General features: G+C 75.2%; 12 protein-coding genes. 5 read left to right on the top strand and 7 right to left on the bottom strand.

Annotated features, from left to right (window positions below; all coding sequences use genetic code 11):
- Position 1 precedes the first annotated feature (1 nt).
- Together F7Q99_RS06810 and F7Q99_RS06805 are read right to left on the bottom strand one after the other, a co-directional pair.
- Entirely contained in the window at positions 2 to 1,177 is a 1,176-nt protein-coding gene (locus F7Q99_RS06810; protein ID WP_153460495.1) for a hypothetical protein, read from the bottom strand.
- A gap of 84 nt (positions 1,178 to 1,261) precedes the next feature.
- On the bottom strand, positions 1,262 to 1,921 hold the full coding sequence (locus tag F7Q99_RS06805) for a class I SAM-dependent methyltransferase (protein WP_153460494.1): 660 nt from the start codon (positions 1,919 to 1,921) through the stop codon (positions 1,262 to 1,264).
- Between the two features lie 185 nt (positions 1,922 to 2,106).
- On the opposite strand from F7Q99_RS06805, the gene F7Q99_RS06800 reads away from it, so the two are divergent.
- Positions 2,107 to 3,195: an alcohol dehydrogenase catalytic domain-containing protein gene (locus tag F7Q99_RS06800; protein WP_153460493.1), complete on the top strand. Its 1,089-nt coding sequence runs from the start codon at positions 2,107 to 2,109 to the stop codon at positions 3,193 to 3,195.
- 105 nt (positions 3,196 to 3,300) lie between these two features.
- On the opposite strand, the gene F7Q99_RS06795 is transcribed toward F7Q99_RS06800, so the two are convergent.
- From F7Q99_RS06795 to F7Q99_RS43060, 3 genes are all read right to left on the bottom strand, one after another.
- A complete protein-coding gene (locus tag F7Q99_RS06795; RefSeq protein ID WP_153460101.1) occupies positions 3,301 to 4,524 on the bottom strand; it encodes an IS30 family transposase in 1,224 nt (407 codons plus the stop codon).
- A 75-nt stretch (positions 4,525 to 4,599) separates the two neighbouring features.
- Entirely contained in the window at positions 4,600 to 4,773 is a 174-nt protein-coding gene (locus F7Q99_RS06790; protein WP_153460492.1) for a hypothetical protein, read from the bottom strand.
- Positions 4,774 to 5,104: 331 nt separating this feature from the next.
- Entirely contained in the window at positions 5,105 to 7,114 is a 2,010-nt protein-coding gene (locus F7Q99_RS43060) for a S9 family peptidase (protein ID WP_153460491.1), read from the bottom strand.
- Positions 7,115 to 7,734: 620 nt separating this feature from the next.
- Here F7Q99_RS43060 and F7Q99_RS06780 point away from each other — a divergent pair.
- From F7Q99_RS06780 to F7Q99_RS06770, 3 genes are read left to right on the top strand one after another with little or no spacing between them, the layout of a single operon-like run.
- A complete protein-coding gene (locus F7Q99_RS06780) occupies positions 7,735 to 8,571 on the top strand; it encodes a Nif3-like dinuclear metal center hexameric protein (protein WP_326846353.1) in 837 nt (278 codons plus the stop codon).
- 23 nt (positions 8,572 to 8,594) lie between these two features.
- The gene (locus tag F7Q99_RS06775) at positions 8,595 to 9,338 is read left to right on the top strand and encodes a zinc ribbon domain-containing protein (RefSeq protein ID WP_195911004.1); all 744 of its coding nucleotides are present in this window, start codon (positions 8,595 to 8,597) and stop codon (positions 9,336 to 9,338) included.
- A gap of 4 nt (positions 9,339 to 9,342) precedes the next feature.
- Positions 9,343 to 10,482 (top strand): bifunctional RNase H/acid phosphatase, encoded by a 1,140-nt coding sequence (locus F7Q99_RS06770; protein ID WP_326846352.1) that lies wholly within the window; start codon positions 9,343 to 9,345, stop codon positions 10,480 to 10,482.
- A 50-nt stretch (positions 10,483 to 10,532) separates the two neighbouring features.
- Here F7Q99_RS06770 and yaaA read toward each other — a convergent pair whose 3' ends face one another.
- Together yaaA and F7Q99_RS06760 are read right to left on the bottom strand one after the other, a co-directional pair.
- Positions 10,533 to 11,318, bottom strand: a complete 786-nt coding sequence (yaaA, locus tag F7Q99_RS06765; protein ID WP_326846351.1) for a peroxide stress protein YaaA — start codon at positions 11,316 to 11,318, stop codon at positions 10,533 to 10,535.
- A 54-nt stretch (positions 11,319 to 11,372) separates the two neighbouring features.
- Positions 11,373 to 11,813 carry a DUF3995 domain-containing protein gene (locus F7Q99_RS06760; protein ID WP_153460490.1) on the bottom strand — a complete coding sequence of 147 codons (441 nt, stop codon included), beginning with the start codon at positions 11,811 to 11,813 and terminating at the stop codon, positions 11,373 to 11,375.
- A gap of 325 nt (positions 11,814 to 12,138) precedes the next feature.
- Between F7Q99_RS06760 and F7Q99_RS06755 the strand changes: the two genes are divergently transcribed.
- A complete protein-coding gene (locus F7Q99_RS06755; protein ID WP_153460489.1) occupies positions 12,139 to 13,596 on the top strand; it encodes an RNB domain-containing ribonuclease in 1,458 nt (485 codons plus the stop codon).
- Position 13,597 lies beyond the last annotated feature (1 nt).

The raw sequence follows: 13,597 nt of genomic DNA, 5'->3' as shown, positions 1-13,597 counted from the left end.
TTCAGATCCTGTCCTGGGTCCGCGGGGTGAGACCGAACGCGTCGGCGATCGGCTTCCACTTGCCGACGAAGTCCGTCTTCGCCTGGGTCGCCTGCGGGTTGAGCTCGTCCGCGTGCTTCTTGTCCGGGGTGGTCGGGGCCCTGCCGGAGCAGCCCTGGGTGGCGACGGCACGCGCCCAGGCCGCGTACGCCCGGTCGATGTCCGCCGACAACTGCCACGCGGACTTCAGCGACTGGACGGCGTCCGCGCCGCCCGGCACGTCCGTGGTGGTCAGGGCGGAGAGCTTGCGCAGGAGTTCGTCGCGCTGCTTGGCGCCGTTGTCGAAGACCTGCGCCGCGCTGTCGATGTCGGTCTTCGCCGGGCAGCTGCTCACCTTCGCGACCGCGCTGCCGATCGGGGCCTTCGCGTTCTCGCCCTGGGTGAGCAGTTCGTCCAGGGCCGCCGCCTGCGTCTTGGCGCCCGGCCCGGCGGTGGCGGTCGGGCTGGCTCCTGCGCCCGCCGACGCCGGGTCGGGCGAGGTGGCGCTCGGCGCGGCGGCCGAACCGGTGGGCGCCGGGGCCGGCTGCGGGTTCCCGGACGGGGCCGCCGCCGTGGTGGCCGCGGGCGGGGCGGGTGCGGCCTGGTCCTTCTTGTCGTCGTCCTTGACGGCCATCAGCAGACCGCCGCCGATCGCCAGCACCATGAGGAGGGCGAAACCGATCAGCAGCGGCGCCTTGCGGTTGTTCGAGCGGTCCTGGTCGTCGTCCAGGTCCTCGTAGCCGGTCGGGTAGTCCGGCTGGGCCGGGTACGGGGGCTGCGGCGGGTACTGGTAGCCCGGCCCGGGCGCCTGCGCGGTGGCATGGGCGGGGAACGGCGACGCGGGCGGGGCGGGCGGTGGCACCGTCGGCGGAGCGGGCGGCGGCTGGGGAGCGACCTGCGGGAAGGCGGGCGCGGTCGGGGCGTCGAAGCCCGGGGCGGTCGCCAGGTACGGGCGGGCGCCCAGCAGCGGGCCCTGGTCTCCGACCTCGCCCGGTGCGGGCGGCGGGGCGACGGGCGAGGCGGGGGGCGGCTGCGGAGCGGAGGCCCGGGCGTCGGCGTCGGGCTGGCGCTGCCCGCGCACCCAGCCGCCGGCGCCGCCGCGCGCGGTGGGATCCCAGACCGCCGGAGCGGTGTCGTGCTGGTCCGTCATGTGCCGCAAGCCCCCACCGTCCGCCGATGCTCTGCCTGGTGCTGCGCGGACACCGTACCCTTCGAACCCCCGCCCGACAGCCCCGGCACGACGTTAGAGCATCGGCGCGCGACGGCGCAGCACACGCAGCGATCCCGTCACCGAGACCTCCTCGAAGCCCTCCGCCAGCGCCCGCAGGTACACCCGGTACGGGGCCTGACCGCCGTCCGCCGGATCCGGGAACACGTCGTGCACCACCAGCAGGCCCTCCGGCGCCAGGTGCGGCACCCAGCCCTCGTAGTCCCCGGTCGCGTGCTCGTCGGTGTGCCCGCCGTCGACGAACACCAGGCCCAGCGGACGTCCCCACAGCGCGGCGATCCGCGGCGAACGCCCGACCAGCGCCACCACGTGCTCCTCCAGCCCTGCCGCGTGCAGCGTCCGGCGGAACCGCGGCAGCGTGTCCATCAGCCCGACCTCGTGATCCACCAGCGTCGGGTCGTGGTACTCCCACCCCGGCTGCTGCTCCTCCGAACCCCGGTGGTGGTCCACCGTCAGCGCGACCGTCCCCGCCTCCCGGGCCGCCGCCGCCAGCAGGATCGCCGACCGGCCGCAGTACGTCCCGATCTCCAGTACCGGCAGCCCGGTCCGCCGTGCCGCCGTCACCGCGGCCGCGTACAGCGCCAGCCCCTCGTCCACCGGCATGAATCCGGTCGCCGCCTCGAACGCCGCCACCACCTCGTCCGCCGGACGGGCGCTCTCCAGCAGATCGGACATAGGGCTGCTCCTCGCGATGGGGGTGACGATGGGGCTGACGATGGGGGTGCTGCGTCGAACGGACCCTACTCGACGGTACGCCCGGCCCGGCCACCCCCCTTGTTCTGGAACGTGTTCCAGTCACGCTCCGGCCGGCGTGCCAGAATCGGCGCGACCGTGGATCCGAGGCACACCGGGAGCAGCCCATGCGCGCAGCCGTCCTGCACAAGACCGGCCAGGACACGCTCGACGTCCGGGAGGACGTGACGGCGGTCGGGTTCGGGCCCGGCATGGTCAGGGTGCGGATGCGGGCCGCGAGCCTGTGCCACTCCGATCTCTCGGCGATGAGCGGCGTGCTGCCGCAGCCGGCGCCGTTCGTGCCCGGGCACGAGGGCGCGGGCGACGTCGTGGAGGTCGGCGAGGGGGTGCGGGGTGTCACGCCGGGGGACCGGGTGGTGCTCTGCTGGATGGCGCCCTGCGGCGGCTGCGCGCACTGCGAGCGGGGCCGCGGCCACCTGTGCGTCGCGAGCCTGCGCCGGCTCGGCGCGCCCGCGTTCCGGTTCGAGGAGGGCGGCGCCGCGGTGGAGGCGTCCGGGTTCTACGGCACGGGGGCGTTCGCCGAGGAGGTGGTGGTCGCCGCCGACGCCGTGATCAAGGTGCCCGCCGACCTGCCGTACGAGGCCGCCGCGCTGATCGGCTGCGGGGTGACCACCGGCGTCGGCGCAGCCGTCAACACCGCGCGGGTGGAGCCCGGCGCGTCGGTGGCGGTGATCGGCGCGGGCGGCGTCGGGGTCGCGACCGTGCAGGGCGCCCGGGCGTGCGGGGCGGGCCGGATCACCGTGGTCGACCCGGTGGTGTCGCGGCGGGAGCGGGCGCTGGCCTTCGGCGCGACCGACGCGATCGCTCCGGAGGAGCTGAAGGCCGCAGCGAAGGGCCTGCCCGGCGGCGGGTTCGACTACGTCTTCGAGGCGGTCGGTCGGGCGGCGACCGTGCGGGCCGGGTACGACGCGGCGCGGCGCGGTGGCGCGGTGGTCGTGATCGGCGCCGGGGCACAGGACGACCCGGTGCAGTTCTCCATGGGCGAGCTCTTCTTCAACGAGAAGCGCCTGCTGCCCTCGCTGTACGGCGGGGCGCCGGTGGCGTCCACGGTCGCGCTGGTCGTGGACCTGTGGCGGGCCGGGCGGATCGACCTGGACGGCATGGTCACGCACCGGGTGGGGCTGGCGGACGTGAACGAGGCGATCGCGCAGATGCGCAGCGGCGAGGCGCTGCGGACGGTCGTCACCCTGGGCTGAGCCACTTGGTTGATCTGCTGGCCGCCGGGCCACTGGGCCGGGCCGACGAAGGGCCCGCACGCGCAGGGCGGTTTCTAGTGGTCGTTGCAACACGTGGTCGGTTGTCTAGGCCGCGAGGAGTTTAGCCAGACGCTCGGCTGGGGTTTCCCAGCCGAGCGTTTTGCGTGGGCGGCGGTTGAGCTGGTCGGCGACGGCGGCCAGGTGCTCGGGCGTGTGGACCGACAGGTCGGTGCCCTTGGGGAAGTACTGCCGCAGCAGGCCGTTCGTGTTCTCGTTGGAGCCGCGCTGCCAGGGACTGGCCGGGTCGCAGAAGTAGACCGGGATGTCGGTGGCCAGGCTGAACTCCGCGTGCCTGGCCATCTCGCTGCCCTGGTCCCAGGTCAGGGACCGCTTCAGCTGGACCGGGAGTGTCCGGGCGGTGGCCACTAGGGCGTCGCGGACGGTCTCGGCGGTGTGGTCGCCGGGCAGGTGCAGCAGCATCACGTAGCGGGTCGAACGCTCGACCAGGGTGCCGATCGCGGACTTGTGCTCCTTGCCGAGGATCAGATCGCCCTCCCAGTGGCCGGGGACGGCCCGGTCCTCGGCCTCGGCGGGGCGCTCGCTGATCATGACCATCGGGTCGGTGAAGCGGGAACGCCGGCAGTTGGCCTGCCGCTGGGGCCTGCGGCGGGCCCGGCCTGAGCGCAGGGCACCGGCGAGCTCGCGCCGCAGCTCGCCGCGGCCCTGGACGTAGAGCGCCTGGTAGACGGTCTCGTGGACCACGTGCATCTCCGGCCGGTCGGGGAACTGTCGACGTAGAGCGTGGCAGATCTGCTCCGGGCTCCACTGCTCGTCCAGCATCGCCTGGACGGCGGCGTGCAGCTCGGGGTTCTCGGTGATCTTGCGGGCCTTGGGGCGGGGCCGGCGAGCGTCCGCCCTGGCCTGGGCGGCGTGCGGACGGTAGTGCCACTGCCCGCGAGTGCCCTCGGTGCGGTTGCGGCGGATCTCCCGGCTGATGGTGGACGGACTGCGGCCCAGCTCCGCGGCGATGGCCCGCACGGTGGCCTTCTCCCGCAGCCGGTCGGCGATGTGGATCCGCTCGTCCTCGCTCAGATACCGGGAGACACCGGAAGGCGGCACCACCATGCGAATCGGTGGTGCCGCCTTCTGCCGCTGCTCGGCTCCGCGGCCGTGACGCCACTTCTGGCCGGTCCGGCGGGCGATGCCGACGATCCGGCACGCCTCGGTGTTCGTGTAGCCCTGCTGCATGAGCCGGGAGTATGCCTCCCGTTCCCGGCGCAGCTTCACAGGCCCCTGGGCCGTCCGGTCCTTGCGGATCTCGAAGTCCAATGCATCCCCTGAACTGGGGTGTTGCCACGACTCCTAGAACCCAAGGTTCCCCGGCGGGCCCTTGTGGCGGTCTGGTCAGCCCTGCTGGGCGGCGGCGCGGTGCCGGCCGTGCGGGTCGGCCTCGGAGCTGTCGTCGGCGGCGGACCGGCCGCGGTGCCGGCCGTGCGACGCGGTGTCCTCGGCCGTGGTCTCGTCGGCGTCGGTCCCGTAGAACGCGGGTCCGGTGGTGTCGGTGAGGGTGTCGGACATCAGAATCGTCTTTTCCGTGCGGAGGTTGCGGATGCATCGGCGCCCGCCCGGCACCGTGGATGCGCGGTCGGGTCCCCGTTCGGGCGTTGGGAACACGCCACAGCCGGTGATCGCGGCCCGTGCCCCGGCCACCATAACGGCCGGGACGGGCGAGATCCTATCGAGATCACGACGCGTGTCCCGCGCGCGGCGCGGTGCCGCCCGGGGCCGGCCGGGGCCGTCGGCGGGCCGGTTGGCAGACGAAGCGTCCGGTCGGCGCACCGGTGGCGGCGGTGTCCGGGGCGACGGTCGGTCAGTCCGCCCCACCAGTCCGCCCGGTCAGCCCGGCTGGTCAGCCCGGCCGGCCGGTCCGCAGGAAGCCGGCCAGCAGCTCGTGCAGCACGGCCGCACCCTCCTCGGCCAGCACCTCGTGCCCGGACCCGGCCGCCTCGACGTACCGGAAGTCCGCGCCCTCGACCCGGCCGATCCGCAGCAACTCGTGCCGCAGCGTACGGGACTGGCTCACCGGCACGACCTCGTCCCGGTTGCCGTGCACCACCAGCAGCGGGGCGCTCAGCCGGTGCGCGAGCTGGAGCACGTCGCGCGGCCCGCGGGCGTCGGCGATCGGCTCGCCGCCGCCCAGCCGGATGGCCAGCGCCCGTACCGGCGGCGCCGCCTCGGCCAGCAGCCGGGCGCCGGACAGGAACGGCGCGACCACCGCACAGCGCGCCACCTGCCCGGCCGGGGCGTGCGCCGCGGCCAGCAGCGCCAGGAACGCCCCGTAACTGACGCCGAACAGGGCCGGCGGCTCCAGCCCCAGCGCCGCGCGCTGCCCGGCGATGCCGTCTAGCAGGTACAGGACGTCGTCGAGGTCCGGCCCGCCCCAGGCGCCCCGGATCGCCAGCGCGTGCGCCACGCCGTAGCCGGTCGAGCCGCGCTGGTTCGGCGCGACCACGGCCAGCCCCTCCGCCGCCATCCGCTGCAGGGCCGGGTCGAACTCCAGCCGCCAGGCGTCCGCCGGGCCGCCGTGCAGCGCCAGCACCAGGTGCGGGCTGCTCAGCCAGGCGTCGCCGCCGTACACGACCGCCTCCAACGGGCTGGCGGGGCCGGCAAGTTCGAGGCTCTGGGCAGGCTGCCAGCGACCGCCGTCCCCCGGTGTCGTGCTGCCGTCCAGCCGCCAACCACCCGGCTCCGTACGGGAGATGGACGGGCCGCCCGGCTGCCAGGGCTGCCCGGTGTCCCGCCACGGCCCGGGCGATCCGGAGGCCAGCGGGGCCAGTTGCAGCGGCAGCGGCATCGGACCGGACGGCGCGGACAACGGGCCGTGCGCCAGCAGCGCGTCCACGTCCAGGGTCGCCAGGGCGGCCGGGTGGTCGGGCGAGGAGTACGGCATCCGCAGTCCCGCCTCCCCCCAGTGCCCGACCGCGCCGAGCCGGCCCGGCGGCACCGGCAGCGGATCCAGCCGGCCCGTCGCCGGCCGCCACAGCGCCAGGGTCGATCCGGCGCCGTGGTCGATCTGCACCGCCACCCGCGGCCCGTCCGCCGCCTGCCGCAGCGCCACCGGCCGCAGGAACACCCCCGCGACGTGCAGGGACTCCGGGAAGCGCAGCGGCTCGCCACCGCCCAGCACGCCCCAGCCCAGCCGATCGGTGCCCGGCGCGTCGCTGCGCACGATCGCGAACCGGGTGTCCGGGTCGAACAGCACCAGGCGGTCGTTGCTGTGCTCGGCGATCTCCAGCAGCGGGGTGACCGCGCCGGTGCGCACGTCCAGCGCGACACTGCGGACGGTCCCCGCGCTCACCCGGTCCAGCGCGAGCAGCGCTCCGGCGTGGTCCAGCCAGACGCCCCCGGCGTGCAACCCCGCCACCTCGGCGATCTGTTCGGGCTCGCTGCCGTCCGCCCGCACCAGCCAGACCGTGGTCGCCGGGCGGTGGTCGGAGCCGAGCGCGAGCGCCACCGGCGTCCACGCGGCTGAGCCGGGCGTCGACGGGAGCGGCAGCAGGCGCAGGTCGGGCATGCGCAGCGTGCCCAACTGCTGCTCGACGGCCGCGCCTTCGCCGGGGGAGCCGGGGGAGCCGGGGGAGAGGCGGACGAGGTCGTGCCGCTCGCCGTCGTGCCGGCAGACCAGGACGGAGCCGTCCGGCAGCGCGACCAGCTGCGAGCGCAGGCTCTCCGAGCGGTTCCCGGGCAGCGGCAGCGCGGTCGGCGTGGCCGGGCCCCCGTTCGTGGGGAGGTGCCAACTCTCGGCGTACCAACCGCCGTCGGCGGCGGAGGCGAGGCAGGCGGCACGGCTGCCGTCGGCCGCGAAGGCGAAGCCCAGCCGGCGCAGCGCCTGCGTCACGGTGCGGGTGGCCACGTTCACGCCGGGACCACCTCGCCCGCGCCGTCCCGGTCGCCGCCTCCCCGGTCGCCGCCGCCGTCCCTGTCGCCGCCTTCACGGCCTCCGGCGCCGTCCGCCGATCCGCCGCCCCCGGCCGTACGCAGCGATGTGCCCGCCTCCATGCCGCATTCACATCCCTTCGTCTCGGCCGGCGCGCACCGGTGCCCACTGCTCCGGCAGCGGTGGGCGCGGCACGGCCTGATCGTTTCCTCGGACGGATCGGGAGGCCTCGCCCGGACCTCGTGTCCCGCCCCCGGTCCGCGCCGGCCGAGGGTAATGTCCGGGTAACTCCCTTTCGCGGAAGTGAAGTTACTTTCGAGGGAGGGGAGGCTCAACGCGAATCGGGTCACTTCACTCATAAGGGTGAGCCGCTGCGGATCCGATGGTGTGCGAGGGGCGCGGGGCGGGCAACGGGCGCCCGTCGCACCGGCGCGCACGGCCCGCGGCACCGTCGCCCGAACCTCTCCGCCGGTTGACGCGCATCCGTACGCCGGCGGCACCCGCGTCCGAAGCGCCGTACGGCCCGGGGCGCGCAGCGCGGGCGGCGCCGACCGGGAGCGGCCGCGGCCCGACCGCGCCCGCGCGCACGGTAGTCTCGACAGGTGCCGAAACTGTCCGACGTCATCACCGCGCTCGAAGAGGTCTACCCGCCGCAGTGGGCGGAGTCCTGGGACGCCGTCGGCCTGGTCTGCGGGGACCCTCAGGCCGAGGTCAGCCGCGTCCTGTTCGCCGTCGACCCCGTGCAGGCCGTCGTCGACGAGGCCGTCGAGTGGGGTGCCGACCTGGTCGTCACCCACCACCCCCTCTATCTGCGCGGCACCACCAGCGTCGCCGCCACCACCTTCAAGGGCCGGGTGGTGCACACGCTGATCAGCAGCGGGATCGCCCTGCACGTCGCGCACACCAACGCCGACCACGCCGATCCGGGCGTCTCGGACGCGCTCGCCGAGGCCGTCGGCGTCCGGGTGACCGGCCCGCTGGTGCCGGATCCGACCGACCCGCTCGGCCGCCGCGGTACCGGACGGATCGGCCTGCTGGAGCCCCCGCTGCCCCTCTCCGCCTTCGCCGCGCAGGTCGCGCAGGGCCTGCCCGCCACCGCCGCCGGCGTGCGCGTCAGCGGCGACCCGAACCGGCTGATCAGCAGGGTCGCGGTGTGCGGCGGCTCGGGCGACAGCCTCTTCGCCGAGGTCCGCGCGGCCGGCGTGGACGCCTACCTCACCGCCGACCTGCGCCACCACCCGGCGTCCGAGGCCGCTGAGGCGGCCCCGGTCGCGCTGGTCGACGCCGCGCACTGGGCCACCGAGTGGCCCTGGCTCACCCTGGCCGAGCGGGCCCTGCGGGCCGCCGCCGACATGCGCGGCTGGGCCGTGGAGACCAAGGTCTCCCACCGGGTCACCGACCCGTGGACCGCGCACGCCCCCATGTCCTTCACCGCCTGACCCGATTCACAGGAGCTTTCCGCTTGAACGCCGCGCCCGCCGACCAGATCCGCCTGCTCGACCTCCAGGCCATCGACTCCAAGCTCGACCAGCTGGCCCACCGGCGCCGGAGCCTGCCCGAGCACGCCGAGATCGAGCAGGCCACCGCCGACCACACCGCGCTCAAGGACCTCGTCGTCGCCGCCCAGGCCCAGCAGGGCGACACCGCCCGCGAGCTGACCAAGGCCGAGCAGGACGTCGAGCAGGTCCGCGCCCGGGCCGCCCGCAACCAGCAGCGCCTCGACTCCGGCGCGATCACCTCGCCGAAGGACCTGGAGAACCTCCAGCACGAGATCGGCTCGCTCGCCAAGCGCCAGGGCGACCTGGAGGAGGTCGTGCTGGAGGTCATGGAGCGCCTGGAGAACGCCCAGACCCGGGTCACCGAGCTGACCGCGCGCCTGGAGCACTCCACCGTCGTCCTCGCCGAGGCCGAGTCCCGCCGGGACGCCGCCTTCGCCGAGATCGACGGCGAGGCCGAGAAGGTCCGGCGCGACCGCGAGACCGTCGCCGCCGTCGTCCCGGCCGACCTGCTCAAGCTCTACACCAAGCTGCGCGAGCAGCAGGGCGGCGTCGGCGCTGCCCGCCTCTACCAGCGCCGCTGCGAGGGCTGCCGCACCGAGTTCTCGATCACCGAGCTGAACGCCATCAAGGCCGAGCCGGCCGACAAGGTGGTCCGCTGCGAGAACTGCTCGCGGATCCTGGTCCGTACCGCCGACTCGGGCGCCTGAGCCCGTGGCGGCGCGCTTCATCGTCGAGGCGGACGGCGGGTCCCGGGGCAACCCGGGGCCGGCCGGCTACGGCGCGGTGGTCCGGGATGGTGACACCGGGCAGATCATCGCCGAGGCCGCCGAGTTCATCGGCCACGCCACCAACAACGTGGCCGAGTACAAGGGCCTGATCGCCGGGCTCAGGGCGGCCCGCGAACTCGACCCGGACGCCTCCGTGGACGTCCGGATGGACTCCAAGCTGGTCGTCGAGCAGATGTCCGGGCGCTGGAAGATCAAGCACCCCGACATGCAGCCGCTCGCCGCCGAGGCGCGGACCGTCTTCCCGCGCGGCCGGGTGACGTACACCTGGATCCCGCGCGAGCGGAACAAGGACGCCGACCGGCTGGCCAACGAGGCCATGGACGCCGGCCGGGCAGGGCGCCAGTGGGAGCCGAAGAAGCCGCCGAAGGCCGTCGCCGTCGACCAGCCGCCGCTGGAGACCATCGCCCCCAAGGCCGGCTGGGCCACCGAGGCCGACCTCGGCACCCCCACCACCTTCGTCCTGCTCCGCCACGGCGAGACCCCGCTCACCCCCGAGAAGCGCTTCTCCGGCAGCGGCGGCACCGACCCGGAACTCTCCGAGAAGGGCCGCTGGCAGGCCGAGCGGGTCGCCGAGGCGCTCGCCGCCCGCGGCAGCATCCAGGCCGTCGTCGCCTCCCCGATGCGGCGCACCCGGCAGACCGCCGAGACCGTCGCCGCCCGGCTCGGCCTGGAGGTCCGGTACGAGGAGGGGCTGCGCGAGGTCGACTTCGGCGCCTGGGAGGGCCTGACCTTCGCCGAGGTGCAGGAGCGCCACCCGGACGACCTGGCCGCCTGGCTCGGCTCCGCCAAGGCCAAGCCGACCGGCAGCACCGAGAGCTTCGCCACGCTCACCCACCGGGCCGGCGTCGCCCGGGACAAGATCCTCGCCCGCCACCCCGGCAAGACCGTGCTGGTCGTCTCGCACGTCAGCCCTATCAAGACGCTGGTCCGGCTGGCGCTCGGCGCCCCGCCGGACTCGCTGTACCGGATGGAGCTGTCCGCGGCCTCGCTCTGCGCCGTCCAGTACTACGCCGACGGGAACGCCTCGCTGCGGCTGCTCAACGACACGTCGCACCTGCGCTGAAAGTGGCGGGCTCGTCCGAGCCCGCCACTTGCCTCAGCGCACGTCGGGGTTCAGTGCACGTCGGTGACCACCACGTCCAACTGCCACGGCTTGCGGGCCGTGCCCTCCGCCGCCAGCTCCACCCGGTGGCCCAGCTCCAGCAGCGCGTCCATCAGCTCGCCCGGCGTCTTCGGCTCCGCACCCGCCACCAGCAGATCCCGGACCAGCCGGCCCTTCGTCGCCTTGTTGAAGTGGCTGACGACGCTGCGCCTGCCGTTCCGCTCCTGGAGCACCCGGACGGTCGCCGTCCGGGACACCACCTCACCGGCCGGCTTCCACGCCGCCGCGTACGCGGAACTGCGCAGGTCCAGCACCAGCCCGTCCGCGACCTCCGGCAGCACCGACGCCATCGCGCTCCGCCAGTACGCCCCGAGCGCTCCCAGCGCGGGAAGTTTCACGCCCATCGAGCAGCGGTACGGCGGGATCCGGTCGGTGATCCGCACGGCGCCCCACAGGCCGGAGAACACCAGCAGCGAGCGCTCCGCCCGGCCGTACGCGGCCTCGTCCAGGCTGGCCAGGCCCAGGTTGTCGAACAGCACCCCGGTGTACACCTCACCGGCCGGACGCGCCCCGGCCGACGGCAGGCCCGCGTTCCGGGCGATCTCGCCGCGCAGACCCGGGCTGAGCCCCAGCACCTCGGCGGCGGCGTCCTCGTCCCCCCGGCAGAGCCCGACCAGGGCGTCCAGCACCTCGCCACGCGCCGCCGTCAGCCCGGGCAGCGACAGCCGGTCGAGTGCCACCGGCACCCCGTCCCCGGACGCGGCCTTGCCCTCCGAGGGTGGCAACAGCACCAGCACAGCGGACTCCTCAACAGTTTGTGGCGCACGGACCCCGCCACCCTACTGCGACCGCTACTCGCCACCCGCCCCCGCGACGACGGCCGCCCCGGCCGCGAGCGCCAGGCAGAACGGCGAGTAGTACCGGGTGTCCAGCCGCCTGAACCGCTCCGAACGCTCGACCAGGTTCCCGAACACCGCCAGCCCGCCGATCCCGCGCGCCAGCATCACCCCGGACACCGCCCGCACCCCGGCCCGCCGCAGCCGTCGCGGCCCCACCGGCGGCAGCACGCCGGCCTCGGCCCCCACGAGGTACGCGGCCGACCCCAGCAGCCCCGCCACCGCGAGGCAGGCAGCCGCCGGCGGCACCCCGTCGCCCGTCCCGACCACGGTGTCCGCGAACTCCTCCGGCGTCCGCAACGGCCACGGCGTCACCGCCCACACCGCATGCAGCGCCCCCACCCCCGCCAACGCCGCCGACACCACGACCCCGGTCGCCTTCACCGCACTGCCCATCGACCGAACCCCCCTCCGAGAAGGACCACGTGAGCCACACCCTACGAGCCCTTACACCGGGCACCGCCGCCCGCTGAGGACGAGCCCAACGCCACCCGCCTGAGCACGTTTCCGTCCGCTGCCTCGCGGGTGCCCGGGAGGCAGCGGTCCACGGGAGTGGGCCATGCCGCGCCCCGACGACGCGGGCGCGTACGTCCTGCGGCTGGCCACCGGCGGGTACGACGACTCCGTCGCCCTCGCCGCCAAGGACCTCAAGTCGCTCTTGGGACGCTGAGGACGCTGAGCCTCCGTCCGGAATCACCCGATTCGCCCTACCCTGGCGTTCATGCCCCGCCGAAAGCTGCGCGTCAAGGCCGCCGACTCCGCCCGGATCAATGCCGAACTGGCCGAGCTCAGGGCCCGCCTGGAGATCCACGCCGAGTGGCCGGAGGCCGTGCTGGCCGAGGCGGAGGAGGCGGCCGAGCGTCCGCGGCTGCCCGAGTACGACGCCACCGACCTGCCGCTGTTCACGGTCGACCCGCCCGGATCGCGCGACCTCGACCAGGCCATGCACCTCACCCACCGCCCGGGCGGCGGCTACCGGGTGTACTACGCGATCGCCGATGTCGCCGCCTTCGTCCGCCCGGGCGGGGCGATCGACGCCGAGGCCCGCCGCCGGGTCGAGACGCTGTACTTCCCCGACCACCGCATCCCGCTGCACCCCACCCGGATCTCCGAGGACGCCGCGAGCCTGCTGCCCGGCGAGCCCCGCCCGGCGCTGCTCTGGCAGCTGGACCTGGAGGCCGACGGCGCCGTCGTCCTGGCCGACCTGCGCCGCGCCCTGGTCCGCTCCCACCGCCGCCTCGACTACGCGGCCGTGCAGCGCGCCGTGGACCTCGGCGGCGCCGACGAGCAGCTCGCCCTGCTGGCCACCGTCGGCCGGCTGCGCGAGGAGCAGGAGCGCGCCCGCGGCGGGATCAGCCTGCCGGTGCCCGAGCAGGAGGTCGAGGAGACCCTGCACGGCTACGTCCTCGGCTACCGGGCGCCCGGCCCGGCGGACGGCTGGAACGCCCAGATCTCGCTGCTCACCGGCATGGCCGCGGCCGACCTGATGCTCGACGCGGGGGTCGGCCTGCTGCGCACCCTGCCGGCCGCGCCCGCCGCCGCGTACGAGCGGCTGCGCCGGATCGCCCGCGCCCTGGACGTGGACTGGCCGGAGGGCCTCCCGTACCCGGAGCTGATCCGCTCGCTCGACCCGGACGTGCCGCTGAACGCCGCGTTCCTCAACGAGTGCACCGGGCTGCTGCGCGGCGCGGGCTACCGCGCCTTCGACGAGTCCCGCGGTCTGCCCGCCCCCGGCGATCCGGGCCATGCCGCGCTGGCCGCGCCGTACGCGCACTGCACCGCGCCGCTGCGCCGGCTCGGGGACCGGTTCGCGCAGGAGGTGTGTGCCGCGGTGGCCGCGGGGGAGGACGTGCCGGACTGGACGCGCGAGGCGCTGCCGGCGGTGCCGGCGCTCATGGCGGGTGGGGACCGCCGCTCGGGCGAGGTCGAGCGGGCCTGCGTGGACCTGGTGGAGGCCGAGTTGCTGGCCGGCAGGGAGGGCGAGGACTTCGCCGCGGTGGTCATCGACGTGGACGAGAAGCGGCCCGGCTCCGGCACCGTCCAGCTGCGCGAACCGGCCGTCCGGGCCCGCTGCGAGAGCGCCGGCGGACCGGCCGCCCTGCCGCTCGGCGGGCTGATCCGGGTTCGGCTGGCGGCGGCCGATCCGGCCACCCGGACGGTCCGGTTCGCCGCCCTCTGAG

Origin of the sequence: Streptomyces kaniharaensis (assembly GCF_009569385.1) — a bacterium.
Lineage (GTDB): Bacteria > Actinomycetota > Actinomycetes > Streptomycetales > Streptomycetaceae > Kitasatospora > Kitasatospora kaniharaensis.
This window is presented reverse-complemented; position numbering and strand designations above follow the sequence as displayed.